At 72.8% G+C, this 1,365-nt stretch carries 3 protein-coding genes; all 3 read right to left on the reverse strand.

The genetic code is table 11. From position 1 onward, the window contains the following. Positions 1 to 507: DUF3027 domain-containing protein (locus tag PROKR_RS13755; protein ID WP_036964184.1), on the reverse strand; the 507-nt coding region annotated here is incomplete at its 3' end. Positions 508 to 529: 22 nt separating this feature from the next. Further along, complete coding sequence (locus tag PROKR_RS37855) at positions 530 to 904, reverse strand: cold-shock protein (protein ID WP_036964186.1); 375 nt, start codon at positions 902 to 904, stop codon at positions 530 to 532. A 182-nt stretch (positions 905 to 1,086) separates the two neighbouring features. After that, the coding region (locus tag PROKR_RS13765; protein ID WP_036964197.1) for a TetR-like C-terminal domain-containing protein at positions 1,087 to 1,365 on the reverse strand (279 nt) is incomplete at its 5' end.

Genomic DNA, 1,365 nt, shown 5'->3' on the forward strand with positions numbered 1-1,365 from the left:
GCGGCCCTGCGGGGACAGCACGCGGGCGCGGGCGAGGGCGAGCTCCTCGATCGCCACCTCGTCGACCTCGGGGTCACCGGTCGCGGTGTAGCCGGGCTCGAGCCGCGGGTCGTCGGCGCGGAAGGGCAGGACGTCCCCCGGGCCGACGTCGCCCGGGCGCAGCCGCTCGGACCACGGCAGCCAGGCGGGGGCGAGGATCGCCTCGTCGCCGGGTAGCAGCTCGACCTCGCTGATCGTGGCGGTGCGGCCGCGCGGCACGCGCGTCACCGTGACCGTCCAGTGCCAGCCGCGGTAGCCCCGCATGGTGGCGGCGAAGCGGTGCGAGACCACTCGTTCGTCCTCGAAGAGGGTGCCGAGGTGCTCCCCGACGTCCTCGGGTCGCTCGGCGACCTCCTGCGCGGCGGCGCGCGCGAGCTCGGCGGCACCGTTCAGGACGGCGTCTCGGCTGGAGCGCGCGGTGAGCCGCCGGAAGGGCGTTCGTGCGGCGGGCGCGGTGATCGTCACCATGTTCCTCGGGACCTCGTGGGTTTCAGGCGTCGAAGTCGTCTGCGACCTTGCGCAGCATCTTGGCAAGCGTCTCCGGGTTCTTCGGATAACGCCCCTTGCGCAGGTCATTTGCCACCCGGTCGAGCATCTGCGTCAGATCACCGACGATGACAGCCATGTCGTCGGCGGGCTTCCGCCTCGCCTTGGCGACCGACGGCGCGGCGTCGAGCACCTTGACCGCGAGCGCCTGCGGACCGCGGCGGCCGTCGGCCACCCCGAAGTCCACGCGCGCGCCGGGCTTGGGCACCACGCCGTCCGGCAGCGCGGAGGCGTGCAGGAACACCTCGCCGCCGTCCTCGTTGGCGATGAAACCGAAGCCTTTGTCGGTGTCGAACCACTTGACCTTGCCGGTGGGCACTGCGACCTTCTTCTGTGCTTGTCGGTACTGCTCGCGAAACTGCTCGTGGTGGCCCGGGGTGCTGCGGCTGACGCGCTCTCTCCGGACTCGTTGCACAAGGTTACCGGGCGGATGCCTGCCGCGTCGCATGCATTGGCCACTCTTCGCCCACGGGGTGCCTGCCGGCCGCCCGTTCGCGGGCCTCAGACCCCGATCCCGAGGTCGGTGGCGAGCCGGCGCGCCACCTCGTCGAGCCACGCCTCCGGGTCCGCGACCGAACCGACCTGGTGCCCGAACAGCTCGAACGAGATCAGGCCGAACAGCGTGGTCCACGCCATGATCGTGCGCCGCACCGCCTCGGCCACGACGTCGTCGGCCAGGTCGGTGCCCGACCACAGTCCGTGGTCCGCGATGAAGGCGAGCGCGGGCGCGACCGTCACGGGCGCGGCCCCGTGCGCGCCCGGAGCCGGCCCGGCCACCGG

The organism is Promicromonospora kroppenstedtii DSM 19349 (genome assembly GCF_000515355.1).
GTDB lineage: Bacteria > Actinomycetota > Actinomycetes > Actinomycetales > Cellulomonadaceae > Promicromonospora > Promicromonospora kroppenstedtii.